Here is a 21556-nt window from a genome sequence, read left to right as displayed (position 1 = left end):
GCACGACGCCGCCTCTCGACAACCGTGCTTTCTCACTCAACGGTGAATTACAACGGCTCGTAGCTAAAGCGATCGAAATCGGCGACCTTGGCCCGACCCGATGTGTCGAACGCAAAAACGCCCGCGAAAGCGCCGGTGAACGAGCCGTGTTCGCCCCGCCCGCCCTCGTCGGATACGACGCCGGCATCGAGCACAGGACCGATCTTGCGCCACGCCCGATAGCCGTCCGGATGCCAGAAGAACTGCAACTCGTTGCCCCGAATTTCCATTGCCAGATAGACCCGTCCGAACGGCACCGTGACGCCGCTATCGACAGGAAACATCATGCGGCCATGTGGAAAATCGCCAGCGCAGGAGAAGATCGTCGCCACCCGGCCAAGCTTTTCGTGCAGCGTGACGGCGAGCGCATGAAACTTGTGGCGGTTGTAGTAATGGGTCAGACCGGCGGCCTGCTGGTAGGTGTCCGGCTCGAATTCGACCACCGTCTCGGCGCGGAACGAATGATGCTCCTGGCGGCGCGCCACCAGCGCCTGTTCGAACCAGCTGCCGATGCTTTCGCGACCAAACAGCCGCAGATGCCCGGGCCTTTCGGTCAGCGAGAAGAGCCGCTCGGGCATGGGCGTGCGCAACCATTGGAAATCATCGGGTAATGCCGGGCCGTCGAAATCGGTCTCGACCCGTGAGGGCTTCTCGATGGCGACGGCCTCGCCTGGCGCTGGAACCTCGACGGCTGGCACGACACCTCCCTGCGCCAGATAGAGCCATCCGTCGTCGCGCCAGACGCATTTCTGCAGCGCCGTCTCGCGGCCGAGCGTGCAGCGCCGGAGCGGCGGCAATGGCCGGCCCGTCAGGTGGGTGTGATAGGCTTGACCGTCCGGCGTCTCGACATATTGCCCGTGCCCTGCCCTCTGCAGCACAGCATCCGGCGCGTCCTTGGAAGTGATCAGATGCGTCTGCGGATGCATCTCATAGGGACCCTCGATGCTACGCGAGCGGGCCATGGTCACCGCGTGATCGTATCCCGTGCCGCCCTCGGCCGTGGTCAGATAGTACCAGCCGTTGCGCTTGAAGAGATGCGGGCCTTCGACAAGTCCTTGCGCGCTGCCGGCGAAGATATTCCTGATCGGGCCAACGAGCTTCTTTGCGACCGGATCCCATTCCTGCAGCAGGATACCGTCGAAGGCCGGTGATTTCGGCGCCCCGCCAAAGCTCTCGGTACGGTGGTTCCATTGCATGTTGACGAACCATTTGCGGCCGTCCTCGTCATGGAACAGCGACGGGTCGAAGCCGGAGGAATTGACATAGACCCGATCCGACCAATCGCCCTCAATTGACGGCGACGTGACGATGTAGTTGTGCGCATCCTTGAAGTTGCCGTCGAAGCGCTTGACGTCGGTATAGACCAGCCAGAAGAGACCATCCGCATGGGACAGGCACGGCGCCCAGACACCGCAGCTGTCGGGATTGCCCCGCATGTCGAGCTGGCTTGCCCGCTCCAGCGGCCGGCGCACCAGGCGCCAATTGACCAGGTCGCGCGAGTGGTGGATCTGCACGCCGGGATACCATTCGAACGTGGACGTGGCGATGTAGTAGTCCTCGCCCACGCGGCAGATGGAGGGGTCGGGATTGAAGCCGGGTAGGATCGGGTTGCGGATCAACGCGCTCATGACGAACGTACCTCATGGTTTCTCAGACATCATCCATCCCCAAACCGGTCGCCAATTCAAGTCCCTTGCGGAACTTCGGCGGTGAAACTCGCCTTCTCCGTCTGACTCCCGGCCCGGCTTCCATACAGACTGTGCCTCGCCAGCTAGATGTTTAGTCCGCGACAACGCGATTCCCCGCGATTTTTGCCCAACCTTTGAGCACTGCAGCAAGGCCTAGGTACAACTTTGGTATGACGTTGCGATACCACACGGGAAAATCCAGCCGCAGACTTGAAACGGGGCTTGAAATCGGCACTGTGACTATGCTTGGCAACAAAATCGAAAATCAGCTTGGCGGGGAGGAACTCTATGACCGCATTGCTCGGTATCAGCAGGCTCATCGACCGTGTCACGGAAATCATTGGCAAGTCAGTCTCCTGGCTGATCCTGGTGGCCGTTCTGGTCAGCGCCGGCAATGCCATTATCCGAAAAATGTTCAACATGTCGTCGAATGCCTGGCTCGAGGCGCAGTGGTATCTCTTCGGCGCCGCCTTCATGTTCGCGGCCGCCTACACGCTGAGCCAAAACGAGCACATCCGCATCGACGTCGTCTACGGCAAGTTTTCGCGCCGTGTGCAGCACTGGATCGACCTGTTCGGACATGTGTTCTTCCTGATGCCGTTCGTATTGCTGATGACATACTACCTCGTCCCCTATTTCCTGATGTCCTACCGCTCGCAGGAAGGCTCATCCAGCGCCGGTGGCCTGATCGTCTGGCCAGCCAAGGGAATCCTGCTGTTCGGCTTCATCCTGCTTGCCCTGCAGGGGGTGTCGGAAATCATCAAGAAGGTCGCGATCATCACCGGCAATATGGACGATCCAACGCCCTACGCACCGACCCACGCACCGCTGGATGAAGCCATCATTCCGGAGACGCGCCCATGATTGAGTTCATCGCCGTAAACCTCGCACCGATCATGTTCGTGTCATTGATCGTGTTCCTCCTGCTGGGTTATCCCGTTGCCTTTTCGCTCGCCGCCAATGGCCTGCTGTTCTTCTTCATCGGCGTGGAGCTTGCTCCTTTGTCTGCCGGCTCAATCAATCTCTCCTGGCCTCTACTCAATGCACTGCCGGAACGATTCTGGGGGGTGATGTCGAACGACACATTGCTCGCCATCCCCTTCTTTACCTTCATGGGGATCGTGCTCGAACGATCCGGCATGGCCGAGGACCTGCTCGACACGATCGGCCAGTTGTTCGGCCCGATCCGCGGCGGTCTCGCCTATGCCGTTATCTTCGTCGGAGCACTGCTCGCAGCCACCACCGGCGTGGTTGCAGCTTCAGTCATCGCCATGGGCCTGATCTCGCTGCCGATTATGCTGCGCTACGGCTATGACCGGCGTGTCGCCTCGGGCGTCATCGCTGCCTCCGGCACGCTTGCCCAGATCATTCCGCCTTCGCTGGTCCTGATCGTTCTTGCCGACCAGCTCGGCCGTTCGGTCGGCGACATGTATGCCGGCGCCCTGATCCCCGGCCTGGTGCTGACCGGCCTCTACATGCTTTATGTCCTGATCATGACCTTCGTCCGGCGTGACTCGATGCCGGCGCTGCCGCTCGAAGCACGCACGCTCGGCTCGGGCGTTGCCTCGCTCTTTGTCGCGCTCGCCGTTGCGGCGGGTATCGCCTATGCGGCGCATGTCTACCTCTCGTCGACGCAGGGCGAAAACGCCGATATTCTCGGCGCCAGTGTCGGTGTGGCCTTCATCTACGTGATTGCGCTCGTCGACAGGGAATTGAAGATCAATGCAATGTCCAGGCTTGCCCAGCAGGTCATCATCGTCCTGATCCCGCCACTGGCACTGATCTTCCTCGTGCTCGGCACGATCTTCCTCGGCATTGCAACGCCGACGGAAGGCGGCGCCATGGGGGCTGTCGGCGCCCTGATCATGGCGGCAGCCAAGGGACGACTGACCTTGGATGTGGTCCGCTCCGCGCTGGCCGCCACGACCCGTCTGTCGGCCTTCGTGCTGTTCATCCTGATCGGCGCACGGGTGTTCTCGCTGACTTTCTACGGAGTCAACGGCCATGTCTGGGTGGAACATCTGCTGGTGGGGATGCCCGGCGGTGAAACCGGCTTCCTGATCACCGTCAACCTGCTCGTGTTCTTCCTGGCGTTCTTCCTGGATTTCTTTGAACTCGCCTTCATCATCGTGCCGCTGCTCGCACCGGCGGCCAACGCGCTCGGCATCGACCTTATCTGGTTCGGCGTCCTGCTCGGCATCAACATGCAGACGAGCTTCATGCATCCGCCCTTTGGGTTTGCGCTGTTCTACCTGCGTTCGGTCGCCGCCAGGGTGCCCTATCTCGATCGGGTCACAGGTAAGCTGACGAAACCGGTGACCACGGGGCAGATCTATTGGGGGGCGGTGCCGTTCGTCGGCATCCAGATCCTGATGGTGGCGTTGACGATCATGTTCCCGCAGATGGTCATGCACTACAAGGGCGACGCCGCCGTCGTGGATCCGGCCACAATCAAGATCGAGGTCCCGGGGTTCGGCACCGGCGGAGGCGGCCTGACGCTGCCGGACAATGGCGGCGGCCTCGGCCTGCCGGGCGGCCTGCAATTGCCAGGCGGCAATCCGCTCGACGGCAGCGGCCAGCAACCAACGGATCAAAACGGTTCGGGGAACCAGCAGAAACCCGCCAACGATCTGAGCGCCCCGCCATCGTTCAATTGATCATCACAGGGCCGGCCTTTGCGCCGGCCCTGTCTTTTGTCGATTGCGACAATGAAAAACCCCGGAGCGGCGCTCCGGGGTTGTTTTTCGTTTTGGCGATGAAATCAGCGCTTAGAGCTTGCCGCCGCGCTGCTGGATCATCATGAAGGTGTCGTAGTTGTATTCGGCGATCTGGGCATTGAGGTAGTACTCGCCGCGGAACGCCTTGATCGAATCCCAGATCTTCTTGAAGGTCGGGTTCGAGGCTTCCATGCCAGCGTAAACCTCATTGGCCGCGTCGAAGCAGGCCGACAGGATTTCCGGGCTGTAGGGGCTGAGCTTCGCGCCGGCGCCGACGAGACGCTTGATCGCCGCGGGATTGAGGTAGTCGTACTTCTGCAGCATGTTCGCATCGGTTGCCTGGCAGGCGGTGCGCAGCAGCGACTGATAGTTTTTCGGCAGGCCGTCGAAAGCCGCCTTGTTGAACATGGCGTGCACGGTCGGTCCGCCTTCCCACCAGCCGGGATAGTAGTAGTACGGCGCAACCTTGTAGAAGCCGAGCTTCTCGTCATCATAGGGGCCGACCCATTCGGCGGCGTCGATGGTGCCTTTTTCGAGCGACGGATAGATGTCGCCACCGGCAATCTGCTGCGGCACCACGCCGAGCTTCTCGACGACCTTGCCGGCAAAGCCCCCAATGCGCATCTTGAGGCCCTGCATGTCGGCGACGGTCTTGATCTCCTTGCGGAACCAGCCGCCCATCTGCACGCCGGTATTGCCACCGGGATATCCAACGAGGCCTTGCGTCGCCAGGAACTCGTTGAACATGTCGATGCCACCGCCATGATAATGCCAGGCATTCATGCCGCGGGCATTGAGCGCGAACGGGACTGCTGCGCCGAGCGCCCAGACAGGATCCTTGCCCCAATAATAATAGGAAACCGTGTGGCATGCTTCCACCGTGCCGGCCGCGGCGGCGTCGGCTGCCTGCAGGCCCGGGACAATTTCGCCGGCGGCGAAGACCTGGATCTGGAAATTGCCGTCGGTCGCCTCGGAGACATATTTCGACAGCACCTCGGCACCGCCATAGATCGTATCGAGCGACTTCGGGAAGGACGATGCGAGACGCCAGTTGATCTTAGGGCTGCTCTGGGCGATGGCGGGCGCTGCGAGCGTCGTTGCCGCGGCGGCGCCGACGCCGCCGAGACCTGCACGCTTGATGAATGAACGGCGATCCATGTTCTCTCCTCTGTTTTCGCGGACAGCCGGCCTTGCCGATACTGTTCCTCCCCGCGGGGCGCAGACCGCACCACTCGGTTTCGACTGGCTCAAACGGACATACGCGTTTTCGAATTCACGAGATTCGGGCAGATAATTCCAATGAAACCACCCGGCTCCGCGGGCAGATTACACGCTCGCCCCCTCATGTCCAGCCATGCCAAGAAAAGCCCTTCTTCGACTTTTGTCTAATAACAACTTTCAATGTTTGCAGCGACTTACGGAACGCTTCGGACACAGCTGCATGTCACCGTTACCGGGCAGGCAAGATCGTCAAAGAGCCGGAGCGCCGGAAAAGCGTGCCGCGCATATGCCAGGCTTTCGTACGGAAAAAGGCACCGGACCCAAAGGCACCGGACCCCGCGATCCGATGCTTCCTATTTGCCACCCGAATGCTGGCTTTACACGCGTTCCGCCGACGAAGCCCAGAGATTAATGTCAGCTTCCTTGGCGTAGACGTCGATCTCTGCCAGTTCCTCGGCCGTGAACGTGTCGTTCCTCAGCGCAGCGACGCAATCGACGATCTGCGACGAGCGGCTAGCGCCGATCAGCGCCGAGGTGATCCTGCCACCGCGCAGCACCCAGGCGATCGCCATCTGCGCCAGCGTCTGGCCGCGTTTCTCGGCGATCTCATTGAGCTTGCGGATATTGTCGATGATCGACGGGCGGATGAAGTCCTTTTTGAGGAAATGATTCTGCGCCGCACGGCTGTCGGCCGGGATGCCGCCCAGATATTTCGTCGTCAGCATGCCCTGCGCCAGCGGCGAGAACACAATCGAGCCGACGCCGAGGCCTTCGAGCGTGTCAACGAGCCCGTCATCCTCCACCCAGCGGTTGAGCATTGAATAGCTCGGCTGGTGGATGAGCAGCGGCGTCCCGAGATCCTTGAGAATTGCAGCTGCCTCGCGAGTGCGCTGCGAGTTGTAGGAGGAGATGCCGACGTAGAGCGCCCTGCCCGAACGGACGATATGGTCAAGCGCCCGGCAGGTTTCCTCGAGCGGCGTTTGGGGGTCGAAGCGGTGCGAATAGAAGACATCGACATAGTCGAGGCCCATGCGCTTCAGGCTCTGGTCGCAGGAGGCGATCAGATACTTGCGGCTGCCCCACTCGCCATAGGGACCCGGCCACATGTCATAGCCGGCCTTGGAGGAAATGATCAGCTCGTCGCGCAAGCCGGAAAAATCCGTGCGCATGATTTCGCCGAAAGCGGTTTCGGCCGAGCCCGGAGGCGGACCGTAATTGTTGGCGAGGTCGAAATGGGTGATGCCGAGATCGAAGGCCGTGCGGCACATATCGAGCTTGCGCTCGTGCGGCGTGTCATGGCCGAAATTGTGCCACAGGCCAAGCGACACCGCCGGCAGCTTCAGCCCGCTCTTGCCGCAGCGATTGTACGTCATCATCTCATAGCGATTGTCAGCGGGTTGCCAGCTCATCGTTTCATCCTGCCCTGTGCCTGAAATGTACTTGAAAACGGAATTCCCGAAGCAGCGCGGCTCCGGGAATGATTTGGATCGGTATATTTTACTGCGATGACGGTGCAAAGCGATACTGCCCCTGCACCCCCAAATTTGGCCTATCGCAACAGCGCCTTGGCCTCCTCGATGCCGAGCGCCGCCGGCTGCATGCAGGTCGTCGTCAGTTCGACGAACTGGCCCGTCTCGCCCGACTGCAGAATCGACACCATGACCTCGACGCCGTGCAGCGCGCGCTCCAGCGAGCAGCGGGCGTCGCGATCTTCGAGGATGGCAAGCGCCATGTCGGCAAGGCCGGCCGTACGGTAATTGGCCATCGGTCCCTGCGGATGCTCCTGATTGGTGACGGCGAAGGGATGATCCCACATCTCGACGGGCTGGATATCCTTGTCGCGACCGCTGGCAGAGACAGTGCCGCCGAAGAAGTTCGGATCGGGCAGGAAGAGAGAGCCTTCCGTGCCATAGAGCTCCATGTTGCCGTGGCGGTGCGACCAGACGTCCCAGCTTGCCGACAGCGTGATCGTCGCACCGTTCTGGAATTCGAGCAGCGCATGGATGTTGGTCGGGGTCTTTACCGGGATGACCTCGCCCTTGCGCGGCTCGCTAGTGATGGTGCGGGTCGGATTGGCCATAGAGGTCAGAGCTGCGACCCGCTTGACCGGGCCGATCAGGTTGACAAGGTTGGCGATGTAGTATGGCCCCATATCAAGGACCGGCCCACCGCCGGGCAGGAAGAAGAAGTCCGGGTTCGGATGCCACATCTCCATGCCCGGGCCCATCACGTGGCAGGTACCCGAAGTGACACGGCCGATCTTGCCCTGGTCGATATAGTCTCGCGCCAGCTGATGCGCGCCGCCAAGGAAGGTATCCGGCGCGCAGCCGACCTTCAGGTTGCTCGCCGTGGCGATACCGCGCAGCTGCTCGCCCTGCTCCAAGGAAAGCACCAGCGGTTTTTCCGAATAACCGTGCTTGCCGGCCTCGAGGATCATCTTGGAAACGGGGAAATGCGCTTCCGGGATCGTCAGGTTGACGACGATATCGATCTCCGGATTGGCAAGCAGTTCCTCGATGGTCTGCGGCTTGACATCATATTCGGACGCGCGCGTTTCGGCGGCGGCCGGATTGATGTCGGCGCAGGCAATGACCCTGATGCCCTTGAAGAGCGGCGAAAGCTTGAAATAGGTGGTGGAGATGTTGCCGCATCCGATGATGCCGACGCCGAGTTCTCGTGTCATGATCTGGTCTTTCTATCAGTAGGTCTTGATCGATGCGATCGAGCGCTCGGCCGTCGCCTTGAAATCCTTGGGGTTGTCGTGCTCGACGATGTAGTATCGGGCAGGTGTCGCGGTCAGCGCCTTGAATAGCCTTTTCCAATCGACGGTGCCGTGGCCGACGTCGGCCCAGCCGTCCTCATCCGCGTTTTCGCCGGCTGCAGCGATGTCCTTCACGTGGACGGCCGTAATGCGGCGGCCATATTTTTCGATCCAGGCAAACGGATCGGCACCGCCGCGGATGACCCAGGCAATGTCGGCTTCCCAGGAGAGGTTCGGTCCGCCGGCAAAGATGTGATCCTGCGGAATCGAGCCGTCCGGCAGCGTGGCGAATTCGAAATCATGATTGTGCCAGCCAAAGTCGAGGCCGGCGTCACGGAAGGGTTTTCCCGCCTTTTCCAGGCGTTCCCCGAATGCTTTCCAGCCAGCGGCATCCGTCGGACGCTGTTCGGGAAGCAGATAGGGGCAATAGATCGCCCTGATTCCGAGGGCATTGACGATTTTGAGGACGCCGGCCGGATCGGATTCGAGCATGTCCAGACCGAAATGGGCCGTCGGCATCGTGACGCCGCTTTTGTCCATGTCGGCCTTCAGCGCAGCAAGGGCATCGTCGTCGAGCGCGGCGTACAGCGCGCCGTAACCTTCGACCTGTTTGTAGCCGACGGCCCCGACTGTCTTCAGGACATCGGAGAACGGCGGGAAATTGCGGGCGCTGTAAAGCTGGAAGCTGATATCTTTCATCGGAATTCTCCTCGGTGGGCGGGGATGTGCCAGAGCGGGCCTCAACCATTGCCCTGGCAGGATTGAAGATCGAAGGCAGTGAAACTCGGGGCGATGCCGGAAGCAGCCTGTTGTTTCGGTGTGAAGCGGATCAGGCGGCTCTCGCCGGCCGTCAGGTCGAAGGCATTGTCGGAATAGCGGCCTTCGACATCGGCCTCGACAACGACATGCAGGGCAAGGCCGGTCGCCGTGACCGTGACCTCGTAGGTGTTGTCAGCGGCCTCGCTCGTCGAAATCAAGAGATCGGACGGAACTAGATCGAGCGCCTTGTAGGTGCCTTGCACATGATGCCCCTCGCCGCGCATGCCATTTGATGCTTCGAAGGACCAGAACAGCAGCATGTTCTCCGGGATATCCGCAGCAGCGATCGTCAGAAGTGTTGCGGCGCGATCCGGGCTGCAGGTGCCGGCGGCGGCCGTCAGGGGCTGCTTCTCGCCCGACAGCGAAACAAGGAAGGTCTGCAGCTCGACGGTGACCGGCGCGGCGGTGTCGTTGACCATCGAGAAAGCAATGGTCTTTCCATCGTCGGAGGGGATGGCTGCGACAGCCACCGGCTGGAAGAACCGGCGCACCATGTAGTGCATGGCCTTCCAGTTGCCGCCATAGTCCAGGCTTGCCCAAGATGCGACCGGCCACGTGTCGTTGAGTTGCCAGTAGAGCGTACCCATGCAATGCGGTTTGAGCGACCGCCAGAAATCGACCGCGGCACGGATCGCCAGTCCCTGCTGGATCTGGCTCAGATAGACGAAATTTGAAAAATCCTTGGGGAAGCGGAAATAGCGGAACATCGTCGCGGCGATGCGTTCGTTGCCGCCGGCATTCTTCTGGTGCGATTCCATCACCGGCGAGGCGATGTTCAGGTCCTTCTGTTCCGCAAACTGTCGGACGACCGGCATCGAGGTATAGGACTGGAAACCGAATTCCGAGCAGAAGCGCGGCCGGACGGTGCGGTAATTGTCGAACGACTTGTTCTCGTGCCAGACGGACCAATAGTGCATGTCGCCTGAACCGTCCGCATGCCAGGCATCGCCGAAGTTGAGCGGGCCGATGGAGGGGCTGGAGGGCCACCAGATCGCGTCCGGCGCCGCCGCCTTGATGCCCGCCTCGATCGTGCGGTTGAGGCGGTCGTAGGAGACGAGATAGCGGTCACGATCCCTGCGGCTCTCTTCGAACCAGGTGAGCGCTCCGACCAGTTCGTTGTCGCCGCACCAGAGCGCGGTCGATGGATGCGACGATAGCCGCTTGACCTGATAGTCCACCTCCGCCGCGACGTTTTCAAGGAAATCCGGGGTCGAGGGGTAGAGGTTGCAGGCGAACATGAAATCCTGCCAGACCATCAGGCCCAGCCGGTCGCAGAGATCGTAAAACCAGTCCGTCTCGTAAAAGCCGCCACCCCAGACACGGATCATGTTCATGTTGGCGTCGACCGCCGAGCGCAGCAGATCCTCGACGCCCTCGGCCGTAACCCGCGAAGCGAGCGCATCGGCCGGGATCCAGTTGGCGCCGCGGCAGAAAATCTCACGGCCGTTGACCCGGAAGGCAAAGCGGCCGCCGGCGTCGTCCTTGTCCGTCAAGAGCTCGATGGTGCGGAAACCGATCTGGCGGGTGACCGTTTCGCCGGGAAACGAGACGGTGAGTTCGCACAACGCCTGCGCGCCGCTGCCAGCCGGCCACCAGAGCTTCGGATCTTCGACGGTAAAGACATGCGTAACCTGTGTTTCGCCGGCATTGACGGCACAGTCCAGGTGTTCCCTTTGGCCATCAAGCGAGAATTCGATACCGATGACGCCGGGTTCCTCGGCAAAGAGCGTCACCGTCACCTGAAGATCGATTGCACCGCCGGCCTGCGGCACCTGCCGGGTTGTGACATGTTCGATGCGGGCGACCGCAAGCTTCTTGAGTGCGACCGAACCGTAGATGCCGAGCGGCGCAATGGCGATGTTCCAGTCCCAGCCGAAATGGCATTGCGGTTTGCGCAGCATATTGCCGTTGGGGATCGGGCAGTTTCCGGTCGAATACGGAATATAGAAGGGCTGGGCCGCTTGCCGTTCGGCGCCGGCAGCGATCGACGAGTGGATGACGACGCGCAGCCGGTTCTGGCCCGTTTTCAAGGCCGGACCGACCGCTGGCCGGTAGCGGCGAAAGCAATTCTCCGCCTGAAGAACCAGTTCATCGTTAATATATACCGAAGCGATCGTGTCCAGGCTTTCGATATCGAGATACCAGAAACCGGCGAGATCGGTCGCATCGATCTCGAATGTACGCTCAAGCACCCAGTCCTTGTGCGCCACCCATTGAACGTCGTCCTCGTTGCGGCCGACATAGGGATCGGTGATCATGCCGACAGCCTGCAGGGCGCTGTGGACGTCGCCCGGAATGACGATCGTCAGCGCATGACTGTTGTCCAACGAGGCAAGCAGCCAGTCGCCGCAAAGGTCGAGCGCTACGGGTTCGGACGTGAAGGTGTCAACAGACATTGTCAAAAATTCCATTGGCTGCCCGCGCCGCTCAGGGACAGGCGTCATCGTCGTTCGGCGGCCACGGAAAGTGCGGCCGCCGGATGCTACGGGTTGATCAGATCCTGTTTTCGGTAGCGGCGTCGAAGACCGAGGCCATCGACATGTCGAAGCTGAGTTTGAGCGCCGTTCCAGGCTTGTAGCGCCGCGAACCGGCGATGCGCACTGACATGGTCTGCCCGGCGTGCTTCAGCCAAAGGAGGTTGTCGGCGCCCATCGGCTCCTCGATATCGACGACCGCATCATGAACTTCCGTTCCAGGCACATTTTCATCGACCTTGACGTGTTCCGGCCGCACGCCGAGTACGACATTGCGGGCGGCCTCCAGCGGTCCGCGCGCCGGGTAAGCCCCCATGCCGAAATCAACGCCGTTGACTTCCACCACCTTGCGCCCTCCCCGCTCCTTGATCTCGCCGCGGAAGAAATTCATCGACGGCGAGCCGATAAAGCCGGCGACGAAGAGGTTTTCCGGAAAATTGTAGATCGTCATCGGATCGGCAAGCTGCTGGATGACTCCGCTCTTCATGACGGCGATGCGGTCGGCCAGCGTCAGGGCCTCGATCTGATCGTGGGTGACGTAGATCATCGTATTGTTCAGCGACTGGTGAAGCCGCTTGATTTCGACGCGCAGTTCCGAGCGCAGCTTGGCGTCGAGATTGGAAAGCGGCTCGTCGAACAGAAAGACGTCGACGTCGCGCACCAATGCCCGGCCGATCGCGACACGCTGACGCTGGCCGCCGGACAATTCCGAGGGCTTGCGCTTGAGCAACTGCTGGATCTGCAGGATCTCGGCGGCGCGCGTGACGCGCTTGTCGATTTCGGCGGCCGGCAGCTTGGCGACGCGCAGGCCGAAGGATAGGTTCCGCTCGACCGTCATCTGCGGATAGAGCGCATAGGACTGGAACACCATGCCGATGCCGCGGTCCTTCGGCTCCTCCCAGGTGACGTTCTTGTCCTTGATGAAGATCTGGCCGCCGGTGACGTCGAGAAGACCGGCGATGCAGTTCAACAGCGTGGACTTGCCGCAACCGGACGAGCCGAGAAGCACGAGGAATTCGCCGTTCTTGATGTCGAGGTTCAGCGTGTCGAGCACGGTGACGGCACCGAAGCTCAACGACAGATCCTTGACCGATACGCTGACGTTGTTCATGCACTCACCCTTTCACTGCGCCGGCGGCAATACCGCGGACGAAAAGCCGTCCGGAAACGAAGTAGACGATCAATGGAACGGCACCCGTGAGGATGGTCGCCGCCATGTTGACGTTGTATTCCTTCACGCCCTGGACCGAATTGACGATGTTGTTGAGCTGGACGGTCATCGGATAATATTCCGGCCGGGCGAACACCACGCCGAACAGGAAGTCGTTCCAGATGCCGGTGACTTGCAGGATCATCGCAACGACGAAGATCGGCAGCGACATCGGCAGCATGATCTTGAAATAGATCGTCCAGAACCCGGCACCGTCGATACGCGCCGCCTTGAACAGCTCTTCCGGCAGCGACGAGAAATAGTTGCGGAACAAGAGCGTCAGGATCGGCATGCCGAAGATGGTGTGGACGATGATGAGGCCGGTCAGCGAACCGTAGAGGCCCATTTCACGCAGCACGATGACGATCGGATAGATCATCACCTGGTAGGGGATGAAGGCTCCGACGATCAGGATCGTGAAGAACAGATCGGCCCCCTTGAAGCGCCAGTTCGCCAACGCGTAGCCGTTGACCGAGGCGATCGCGATCGAAACGATCGTCGAGGGAATGGTGATACGCACCGAATTCCAGAAACCGCGGGACAGGCCGTCACAGTTCAGGCCAGTGCAGGCGGTGGCCCAGGCTTTGACCCAGGGCTCGAAGGTGATCTCGACCGGCGGCGAGAAGATGTTGCCCAGCCGGATTTCCGGCATGCCCTTCAGCGACGTGACCATCATGACGTAGAGCGGCAGCAGGTAGTAAGCCGCAGCGACGATCAGGGCACCATAGATCATGATGTTTCTGGACGAAAATATCGGGCGCGGCTTTTTGCCCTGGGGGCCGGGAGCCAGTCTTGAGGCGTCATGGGCGGCCTGCCCTTTGCGAGGTATTGTGTCAGCCACGCTTGCGTCCTCCGAATTCCAGATAGGCCCAGGGCACGATGATGATGGCGACGGTGATCAGCATCATGGTCGAAGCGGCAAAGCCCTGACCGAGGTTCTGCGCCAGGAACATGTAGTCGTAGACATATTTGGCGGGCACCTCGGAGGCGATGCCGGGACCGCCGCTCGTCTGCGCCACGACGAGGTCGTAGACCCGGACGATGCCGCTTGCGATGATCACCAGCGTGGTGATGAAGACGGCGCGCATCATCGGGATGATGATGAAAAGATAGGTCTTCCACATCGGAATGCCATCGACACGCGAGGCCTTCCAGATGTCTTCGTCAATGCCGCGCAGGCCTGCCAGCATCAGGCACATGACGAGGCCCGTTCCCTGCCAGAGGGCAGCGATCAGGATGCCATAGATGACGATGCTTTGATTGTAGAGCGGATCGAAGGTGAAGCTCGTCCAGCCGAGCGACCGGACCACCGACTGCACGCCGAACTCCGGGTTGAGCACCCATTGCCAGACCAGGCCAGTGACGATGAAGGAGAGCGCGAACGGATAGAGGAAGATCGTCCGGAACGTATTCTCGAAACGGATCTTCTGGTCCATCAGTGCGGCAAGCACGAAACCGATCACCAGACTGAAAATCAGCGAAAACACGCCGTAGATGGCAAGGTTCTGGATGGACACGAGCCAACGCGGAGCGGCCCACAGTCGTTCATACTGATCCAAGCCGACGAAAGTCAGGCGCGGCAGGAGCTTCGAATTGGTGAAGGAATAGAATACCGTCCAAAGCGTGCCGCCGAGAAAGATGACAACGGCGGTCAGTATCATCGGAATTGAGGCAATCTTTGAATGCAGATTACGCAACAACTGGTTTGGCCGGCCGGCATATGCTTGGCCCGTCATGTCTCACTCCTCCCCTGAATCAGGTTCATCCGGTTGAACGCGGCGGCGCACGCCGTAGCTCTTTGCTCCATCCTCAAGTCCAAAGGATCGCCGGCCGTGATGCAGCATCCGCACGAAGAGCCTGCGGCATAAGCTGGCGCCGGCCGTCTGAACTTGAGTTTCGAACCGGCCCCGCACAAGGCGGAACCGGCTTCGACAGAGTAGCCGTTGATCAATCGGCCGACGCGATAATGTCGGCGAAGCGCTTCTGCGCATCTTCCGGCGTCATCGAGGGGTTGGCGAAGAACTCGGAGAAGAGGTCTTCCTTCTGCTTCTGGCTGTCTGCAGACAGAAGCTGGTCTGTGCCCTGGATCACATTTCCCTTGGCAAGGATCTCTAGACCCTTCTTCATGCAGTCGTTTGCCGTGGCGAGGTCGACGTCACCCCGCACAGGCAGCGATCCCTTCTTCAGGTTGAAGGCGACCTGCGTCTTGGGATCGAGCAGCGTCGAGGCGAGCACTTCCTGGGCCTTCGATTTTTCCTCGTCCTTCAGGAGCGGGAAGTAGAAAGCATCGCCCCCCGTCGAGATGATCTCGTTGACACCCAGCCCCGGAAGGCAGGTATAATCCGTGCCTGCTTTCTGCCCGGCGACCTGGAATTCGCCTTGAGCCCAGTCGCCCATGATCTGGCCGCCCGCTTTTCCGGTGATGACCAGATTGGTAGCCTGGTTCCAATCCTGCACGTTGCTGCCCTTGGACATCTTGCGGGCATCATCAGCGGCCTTGAAGACCTTGGCGATTTCCGGACCCGCGGCAACTTCCGCATCCTTGTTGCCGAACACCTTCTCAAAGACATCCTTGCCGGCGATAGCGACCATCAGCACGTCGAAGGCGCCGGCCGATTGCCAGGGCTGGCCACCCACGGCGAGCGGTATGATGCCGGCCTTCTCCAGAGCCGGAGCCGCAGCGACGAATTCGTCCCAATTCTTCGGCACTTCGACGCCGGCTTTCTTGAAGGCCGCATTCGACAGCCACAGCCACTGCCAGGAGTGGATATTGACCGGCGCGCAATAGATCTTGCCCTCGATGGTGCAGCTGTCGAGCAGGCTCGACGGCTTGACGATATCCTTCCAATGCTCCCTCGTCGCAACATCGGTCAGGTCGCGCATCAGTCCGGCCTCGACCAGCTCCTCGGCCTGACGGCCGTGGTTGAACTGCGTGGCACCCATCGGATCACCACCGGTGATGCGGCTGATCATGATCGGCCGCGCGGTACCGCCGGAGCCGGCAATCGCGCCATCGACCCAGTGGTTGCCGGTCGCATCGAATGCCTTCGCCAGTTCAGCGACCGCCGCGGCTTCGCCGCCCGACGTCCACCAATGGGTGACTTCCAGATCGGCAGCGCTGGCTGCGCTGAATGGAAGCACGACACTCACCGCCAAAGCAGCTGCCAACAAACGCAATTTCATGAGTTTTCCTCCCTCACTGTAACGTTACCGGAAAAACTTAGTTCAATCGATTTGCCTGCGCAACAGCCACAACGCAAAATTCTGAAGAAAATATTTTCCACACTTATAAAGTGCCATTCAGAGGATAGCTCCGAGCAGGGCCCGCATGCATGTTGCAGCGCGATATCCTTTCGGAAAGTCGTTTTTCTCCAGTTATTTCAAGAGATTTTCTAATAGGATCGACGCTTCAAGCCACTTTCGCTTTCTCGCAAATGCAAAGCTTGGATGATGCGTTGCAGAATTCAACTTTTCGGTGAGACCATTGCCGCATCAGGAAAAAAGCTCTCGACAAGCGAACTGTATCGTTACAGATTTTTGCCGAGTGAGGAATGAGCGGGCAACGATACCCATATGTCATAAATCGTATATAAGGCAATGAAGACCGGAGGGTCAGAAGCAGGCAATCGCGACGATGCGAACTGAACATGGAAGGCTATAGGCGGGGAATGGACGAGAAGACCAAGAGCAGACAGGCCCCGGCGCCCTCCTCATTGCAGGAACGTCCGACCCTGAAGACAATCGCCTTCATGACGGGCCTTGGCATCACGACGGTCTCTCGTGCCTTGAAGGATGCCCCCGATATCGGCGCTGAAACCAAGGAACGCGTACGGCTCGTCGCCAAACAGGTAGGCTACCAGCCGAACCGTGCCGGCGTCCGCCTTCGCACCGGCAAGACCAATGTCATCAGCCTTGTGCTATCGCTCGAAGAAGAGGTGATGGGCCTGACGAGCCCGATCGTCGTCGGCATTTCGGAGGTGTTGGCCTCGACCCCCTATCATCTGGTCATCACACCCTATAGGTTTTCGAAGGACGCTCTCGCCCCGGTCCGCTACGTGCTCGACACAGGCGCCGCTGACGGCGTAATCATCTCGCGCACGGAACCGAAGGACCCGCGCGTCGAACTGATGATGGAGCGGAATTTCCCCTTCGCCACCCACGGCCGCACGGATATGGGGCTCGTTCATCCGTATCACGATTTCGACAATGAAGGATTTGCCTATGAGGCCGTGAGGCGGCTGGCGAAACTGGGGCGCAAGCGCATCGTGCTCCTGCAGCCGCCGCCGAACCTGACCTTCCACAGGCACATGCGAAAGGGCTTCGATGCAGGCATTCGCGATTTCGGCGTCGAAGCTGTTGCCTTCAACTCTGTGGACCTTGACAATAGTCTGGTGGAGATCCGCGCGTCCTTCGAGACGCTGATGCGGTCCGACGACGCGCCCGACGGCATCGTTTCGGGTTCCGGCGCCGGTTCGATCGCGCTGATCGCCGGGCTCGAAGCCGTCGGCAAGAAGCTCAGCCAGGATGTCGACATGGTCTCGAAGGTGCCCAGCGATTTCCTGAGCTGGCTGCGTCCCGAAGTCATCACCATGAACGAGGACATCCGCCACGCCGGCCGAGAGTTGGCCAGGGCCGTTATCGGTCGTATTGCCGGTTTGCCGGCGGAAGAGCTGCAGAGCCTGAGCCAGGCGCGGTGACCTGAACATCCAGGCATTGAAAAGCCGCGCGATTCGATCCGCGCGGCTTTTCTGTCCAACGACCGGCAGAGCGCTGAGATCAGGCGCTCAGGCCGCTGCCCCAAGGGCCGTGATGCGAGTCTGCGCCATCGACGCGATCGAAGCCATGGGCGCCGAAGAAGTCGCGCTGCGCCTGGATGACGTTTGCGGTGCCGCGGCCGCGGCGGTAGCTGTCGAAATAAGCGAGCGCGGATGCGAGTGCCGGCACCGGCAGACCGCCGAGAGCCGCCGCTGAAACAACACGGCGAAGCGCGCCGTCGCTCTCCTTGACCATTCTTGCAAAGGCGGGCGTAACGATCAGATTGGTGACATCAGGATCCTTGGTGAAGGCCGTAGTGATCTCATCGAGGAACTGCGAGCGGATGATGCAGCCAGCGCGCCAGATCTTGGCAATGCTCGGCATCGGCAGGTTCCAGTTGAATTCCTTGGACGCGGCGGACATGACGGCAAAGCCTTGCGCATAGGCACCGATCTTCGATGCGAGCAGCGCACTCTCGAGATCCTTGAGGAAGGCGGCCCTGTCAGCAACCCTGAACTCGCCAACATTGGGCAAGCCCAGCACCTTTTCGGCCGCCTCGCGCTCATCCTTCATCGACGAGATGCTACGCGCGGCGACGGCGGCTTCGATGCCGGTCGCCGGAACGCCCATGTTCTGCGCCTCGATGACGGACCACTTGCCAGTGCCCTTCTGGCCGGCCTTGTCGAGGATCAGATCGACGATCGGCTTGCCCGTGATGGGGTCAGCCGCCTTCAGCACCTTCTCGGTGATCTCGATCAGGTAAGAATTCAGCCGGCCCTTGTTCCACTCGCCGAAGACTTCGCCGATTTCGGTGGCGCTCATTTTCAGGCCGTCGCGCAGGATGCCGTAAATTTCGGCGATCATCTGCATATCGGCATATTCGATGCCGTTGTGGATGGTCTTGACGAAGTGACCGGCACCATTTTCGCCCAGCCAATCGACGCAGGGAACACCGGCATATTTCGCGGCGATCGAGGTCAGCACCTTCTCGACGCGCTTCCAGGATTCCTCCTTGCCGCCGACCATGATCGACGGGCCATGGCGTGCGCCCTCCTCGCCGCCGGAAACGCCCATGCCGATAAAGGTCAGGCCGCTGTCCTTGAGAGTGTCGAAGCGGCGCATCGTATCGCGGAAATTGGCATTGCCGGCATCGATCATGATGTCGTTCGTCTCAAGATAGGGCTTGAGCAGTTCCATCTGCTGATCGACAGCTTCGCCGGCCTTGATCATGATGATGATCGGCCGAGGCGGGCGGATGGCGGCAACGAAGTCCTCGATGGTCTCGCACGGCACGATCTGGCTCTGCAGCTCACCGGCGTCGGCATAAAACTTTCGCGTCGCCTCGACCGTGCGGTTGAAGACTGCGATCTTGTTGCCCTTCTCGGCAATGTTGAGTGCCAGATTCGATCCCATAACGCCAAGACCGATAAGGCCGATTTCCGCCTGTGCCACCGTATGCGCCTCCGTTAGACAGTGAAGTGGCCAATGCCCGGCTGGACATGCGCGAGAACTCCACCAGATTGACTTGAGCAGGGCGGTTCCGTGCGGCAGGGAAGCCTGAAAGCGCCTTGCGAAATGCTGACGGAGTTTTGGCATTCAAATCGATTAACGACAAGTGATTGTTGTCGAAAGCGAGACTTTTCCGGGCAGGCCGGGTAAGCTCAAGCGGACGGTCCCGGCCGATCGAACGGATGAGGTGATCGGGCGCATATGTCAGGGAAGATGCGAATGTTGGCCTTTCGTCTGGCACCATCCGCTGGCCGTTCCGTTCAAGACTTCGCGATCCAGTCACCCAGACTCTCGGGTTAAGTTGGAGGGAATTAAAATGAGCGTGATGGAAGCCAGGATCGTCCATATCAGCATCGAGAGGAACTGGCGCGATGTTTACGACTTCGCGGCCAAGCCGGAAAACATGCCACTCTGGGCTTCCGGCCTCAGCAGCGGCCTTGAGGCCGACGGCGAGGCCTGGGTGGCGCGTGGCCCGCTCGGCAGCGTCCGCGTCACATTCACACCGAAGAACGATTTCGGCGTGATGGACCATGTCGTGACGATGGAATCGGGACTCGACGTCCACAATGCACTGCGCGCCGTGCCCAATGGCGACGGCTCGGAGGTGATGTTCACGCTGCTGAAACTGCCCGGGATAAGCGAGGAACAGTTCGAAGCCGATTTCAAGTGGGTTCTGAACGACCTCAACACCTTGAAAAAACTGCTGGAAACATAACAAGGGAGACGAACATGGGACAGAAAGGCACCGATCGCCAGATCGACAATATCGAATTCGCCGTTGCCGACATCGCTCGGTCGAGGGCATTTTATGGCGCGGCCTTCGGCTGGTCGTTCACCGACTACGGCCCGCAATATTGCGAATTCAGCGATGGCCGGCTGACCGGCGGCTTGACGACGGGAACGGTAAGGCCGGGCGGACCACTGGTGATCCTATATGCGGACGATCTCGCGGCCACGCAAGCGCGGCTGGAGGCGGCCGGTGCACATATCGTCAAGGACACCTTTTCCTTTCCGGGCGGCAGGCGCTTCCATTTTCAGGATCCGGATGGCTACGAACTGGCGGTCTGGTCGGACAAATAGCCGAGATGAAATGAGGCGCGAGGGCGGCCCGCCCTCGCCATTCGGCCTCACGCGGCGATTGCGGCGGCCGGCGACCTCCTGAAAGATCAGGATTGCGCCGATGATCTTGCCGGTGCTTGGAGAGCGTCGCAATCCCGATCTGCATCGATTGGATCGCACCTGTTCAATCGACGAAGCGCTTCGCGGTGCTGGTGCAACACAGTCTACAATCAAAGAGACGGCATTCATGCCGGCCACCAAGCTGAGACGTTACCGTTTGATTTTATTTTCGCCACTCATGCACGAAAGCAGAGATGCCGTGATAATGCGGCTGGGAAACACGTGCACGCTGGCTTCCGATCAATCCTTCAGACTGCGCTTGATGTTCCAGCGGTCATGATACCAGAGCCACTGACCGGGATATTCCCGGACCCAGCTCTCGACCTTGTCATTGAGAAGTTGTGCCGTCGCGGTGACATCGACGCTGCCGTCGGCCCGGCGCGGGATGGTGATGGCCGGTTCGAGCTCGAGCCGGAAACGCCCGTTCGGCAGCCGGATCGAGCGGGCCGGATAGACCTCGCAGTTGAACTGCCGCACCAGCTTGGCAAGCAACGGGTTGGTACGGACATCCCGACCGAAGAATTTCGTCGTCAGACCCTTGCGGAACTTCTGGTCGACGAGCACGCCGACGGCGCCGCCCGCCTCCAGCTTGCGCGCGAGCGTGAACGACGAGCCGGCATGCGACGGCACGAGATTGCCCATGCGCTGCTTGCGGAAATTGAACACCTTGTCGGCTACGTAAGGATTATTCGGTGGGCGGAAAAGTACTGTCACATCCAGCCCGAAGGCTGCACCGGCGACGGGCAGCAGTTCGAAATTGCCGCTATGGGCGGTAAAGACGATGAACGGACGCGGATTGTCGCGCAACTCGATAAACAGAGGAACACCCGAGACTTCGATGCGGCCCGGCTCCGGGTTTGCTGGATCGAAATCGAAGAGTTCGTCGAGAAAGACGTATTCGGCCGCCAGCCTTCCGATGCTGCCCCAGCTTTCGAGCGCGATCGCCTCGATCTCCGCCTCGCTTTTTTCGGGAAAGGCATTGCGCAGATTGGTCATGGTCAGCTTGTGCCGACGCTTCAGCTTCGGCCCGAGCCAACGGGTGAAACGATCGGCAAACTCGATGGCGCCATTGGCTGGAAACAGTTTCAGCGTGCCGAGCAACAGGAAGACGAACTGCGCGATCGACCACTGGCGAAAGTGCTCCACCGCAAGAACCAGCCGTGTGATCAGCATGCGCACGATGT

At 60.4% G+C, this 21556-nt stretch carries 18 protein-coding genes; 6 read left to right on the top strand and 12 right to left on the bottom strand.

The window, feature by feature from the left end; all coding sequences use genetic code 11:
• Nucleotides 1-47: 47 nt before the first annotated feature.
• Entirely contained in the window at nt 48-1658 is a 1611-nt protein-coding gene (locus ACSQ2Z_RS09770) for a glycoside hydrolase family 43 protein (protein WP_436083040.1), read from the bottom strand.
• Between the two features lie 357 nt (nt 1659-2015).
• Here ACSQ2Z_RS09770 and ACSQ2Z_RS09765 point away from each other — a divergent pair, with 357 nt between their 5' ends.
• Nucleotides 2016-2591 carry a TRAP transporter small permease subunit gene (locus ACSQ2Z_RS09765; protein WP_436081018.1) on the top strand — a complete coding sequence of 192 codons (576 nt, stop codon included), beginning with the start codon at nt 2016-2018 and terminating at the stop codon, nt 2589-2591.
• Nucleotides 2588-4384, top strand: coding sequence for a TRAP transporter large permease (locus tag ACSQ2Z_RS09760; protein ID WP_436081017.1), 1797 nt, complete (start codon nt 2588-2590; stop codon nt 4382-4384). The genes ACSQ2Z_RS09765 and ACSQ2Z_RS09760 overlap by 4 nt, the downstream gene beginning before the upstream one ends.
• Before the next feature lie 111 nt (nt 4385-4495).
• Here the strand turns inward: ACSQ2Z_RS09760 and ACSQ2Z_RS09755 are convergent, their stop codons facing one another.
• The 9 genes from ACSQ2Z_RS09755 to ACSQ2Z_RS09715 form a co-directional block, all read right to left on the bottom strand.
• Nucleotides 4496-5602 (bottom strand): TRAP transporter substrate-binding protein, encoded by a 1107-nt coding sequence (locus ACSQ2Z_RS09755; protein ID WP_436081016.1) that lies wholly within the window; start codon nt 5600-5602, stop codon nt 4496-4498.
• A gap of 440 nt (nt 5603-6042) precedes the next feature.
• Nucleotides 6043-7074 carry an L-glyceraldehyde 3-phosphate reductase gene (gene mgrA, locus ACSQ2Z_RS09750; protein WP_436081015.1) on the bottom strand — a complete coding sequence of 344 codons (1032 nt, stop codon included), beginning with the start codon at nt 7072-7074 and terminating at the stop codon, nt 6043-6045.
• Between the two features lie 140 nt (nt 7075-7214).
• On the bottom strand, nt 7215-8348 hold the full coding sequence (locus ACSQ2Z_RS09745) for a Gfo/Idh/MocA family protein (RefSeq protein WP_436081014.1): 1134 nt from the start codon (nt 8346-8348) through the stop codon (nt 7215-7217).
• Nucleotides 8349-8363: 15 nt separating this feature from the next.
• Nucleotides 8364-9125: a sugar phosphate isomerase/epimerase family protein gene (locus ACSQ2Z_RS09740; protein WP_436081013.1), complete on the bottom strand. Its 762-nt coding sequence runs from the start codon at nt 9123-9125 to the stop codon at nt 8364-8366.
• Between the two features lie 41 nt (nt 9126-9166).
• The gene (locus tag ACSQ2Z_RS09735; RefSeq protein WP_436081012.1) at nt 9167-11641 is read right to left on the bottom strand and encodes a beta-mannosidase; all 2475 of its coding nucleotides are present in this window, start codon (nt 11639-11641) and stop codon (nt 9167-9169) included.
• Between the two features lie 97 nt (nt 11642-11738).
• Nucleotides 11739-12830 carry an ABC transporter ATP-binding protein gene (locus ACSQ2Z_RS09730; protein WP_436081011.1) on the bottom strand — a complete coding sequence of 364 codons (1092 nt, stop codon included), beginning with the start codon at nt 12828-12830 and terminating at the stop codon, nt 11739-11741.
• Nucleotides 12831-12834: 4 nt separating this feature from the next.
• Complete coding sequence (locus ACSQ2Z_RS09725; RefSeq protein ID WP_436081010.1) at nt 12835-13662, bottom strand: carbohydrate ABC transporter permease; 828 nt, start codon at nt 13660-13662, stop codon at nt 12835-12837.
• A 100-nt stretch (nt 13663-13762) separates the two neighbouring features.
• Nucleotides 13763-14665, bottom strand: coding sequence for a carbohydrate ABC transporter permease (locus tag ACSQ2Z_RS09720; RefSeq protein WP_436081009.1), 903 nt, complete (start codon nt 14663-14665; stop codon nt 13763-13765).
• A 211-nt stretch (nt 14666-14876) separates the two neighbouring features.
• A complete protein-coding gene (locus tag ACSQ2Z_RS09715) occupies nt 14877-16112 on the bottom strand; it encodes an ABC transporter substrate-binding protein (protein ID WP_436081008.1) in 1236 nt (411 codons plus the stop codon).
• 485 nt (nt 16113-16597) lie between these two features.
• Here ACSQ2Z_RS09715 and ACSQ2Z_RS09710 point away from each other — a divergent pair, with 485 nt between their 5' ends.
• Entirely contained in the window at nt 16598-17626 is a 1029-nt protein-coding gene (locus ACSQ2Z_RS09710) for a LacI family transcriptional regulator (protein ID WP_436081007.1), read from the top strand.
• A gap of 79 nt (nt 17627-17705) precedes the next feature.
• On the opposite strand, the gene gndA is transcribed toward ACSQ2Z_RS09710, so the two are convergent.
• Entirely contained in the window at nt 17706-19136 is a 1431-nt protein-coding gene (gene gndA, locus ACSQ2Z_RS09705; RefSeq protein WP_436081006.1) for an NADP-dependent phosphogluconate dehydrogenase, read from the bottom strand.
• Nucleotides 19137-19509: 373 nt separating this feature from the next.
• Between gndA and ACSQ2Z_RS09700 the strand changes: the two genes are divergently transcribed.
• The 3 genes from ACSQ2Z_RS09700 (at nt 19510) to ACSQ2Z_RS09690 (ending at nt 20652) form a co-directional block, all read left to right on the top strand.
• Complete coding sequence (locus ACSQ2Z_RS09700; RefSeq protein WP_436081005.1) at nt 19510-19908, top strand: SRPBCC family protein; 399 nt, start codon at nt 19510-19512, stop codon at nt 19906-19908.
• A gap of 14 nt (nt 19909-19922) precedes the next feature.
• Complete coding sequence (locus ACSQ2Z_RS09695) at nt 19923-20273, top strand: VOC family protein (RefSeq protein ID WP_436081004.1); 351 nt, start codon at nt 19923-19925, stop codon at nt 20271-20273.
• 100 nt (nt 20274-20373) lie between these two features.
• Nucleotides 20374-20652 carry a hypothetical protein gene (locus tag ACSQ2Z_RS09690; RefSeq protein ID WP_436081003.1) on the top strand — a complete coding sequence of 93 codons (279 nt, stop codon included), beginning with the start codon at nt 20374-20376 and terminating at the stop codon, nt 20650-20652.
• On the opposite strand, the gene ACSQ2Z_RS09685 is transcribed toward ACSQ2Z_RS09690, so the two are convergent.
• The gene (locus tag ACSQ2Z_RS09685) at nt 20613-21545 is read right to left on the bottom strand and encodes a lipid A biosynthesis lauroyl acyltransferase (protein WP_436083039.1); all 933 of its coding nucleotides are present in this window, start codon (nt 21543-21545) and stop codon (nt 20613-20615) included. The genes ACSQ2Z_RS09690 and ACSQ2Z_RS09685 overlap by 40 nt on opposite strands.
• Nucleotides 21546-21556 lie beyond the last annotated feature (11 nt).

It is taken from the genome of Pararhizobium sp. LjRoot235, assembly GCF_964254145.1.
Lineage (GTDB): Bacteria > Pseudomonadota > Alphaproteobacteria > Rhizobiales > Rhizobiaceae > Pararhizobium.
The sequence above is the reverse complement of the archived record's forward strand: the minus strand, read 5'-3'. Positions and strand labels throughout refer to the sequence as shown.